General features: G+C 41.7%; 1 protein-coding gene. It reads left to right on the forward strand.

Annotated features, from left to right (window positions below; all coding sequences use genetic code 11):
- Positions 1-599 (forward strand): IS5 family transposase (locus MF4642_RS16595; RefSeq protein ID WP_153041809.1); only part of this gene is annotated, 599 nt, incomplete at both ends.

A 599-nucleotide genomic window follows, 5' to 3' on the forward strand; every position in this document is an offset into this window, starting at 1 on the left:
ACTGGCTTTGTGCAAAGTCTGATTAAACTTTGCGGATTAAATTGGATAGCTCCAGATTACACCACGCTTTGTAGAAGACAAAAGCATATTGATATTGTAATCAGCTACCAAAAAAGTAGCGATGGGCTGCATCTACTCATGGACTCTACAGGCATGAAGTTTCTAGGTGAGGGCGAATGGAAACGCAAGAAACATGGACCTGAATATCGTCGCCAATGGCGTAAACTTCATATTGGTATAGATGCTAAAACCCTGCAAATACGAGCAGTTCAGCTTACAACCAATAATGTCAGTGATTCACAGGTGCTTGGTGATTTACTTAATCAGATTCCACAAGATGAGCGGATTGACTCTGTTTATACCGATGGAGCTTATGACACCAAGCAATGCCGTCAGGTCATTGCAGATCGGCAAGCGCATGCGGTGATTCCACCTAGAAAAAATGCGAAACCATGGAAAGATACAAAGAGTAGCTCGCTAGAGCGAAATGAATTACTTCGAACAATTAAACGTTTAGGCAGGACACTATGGAAAAAATGGTCAGGCTATCATCGGCGAAGTTTGGTTGAAACTAAGATGCATTGCATCAAATTATTAGG

The organism is Acinetobacter sp. MF4642 (assembly GCF_002018925.1).
Taxonomy (GTDB): domain Bacteria; phylum Pseudomonadota; class Gammaproteobacteria; order Pseudomonadales; family Moraxellaceae; genus Acinetobacter; species Acinetobacter johnsonii.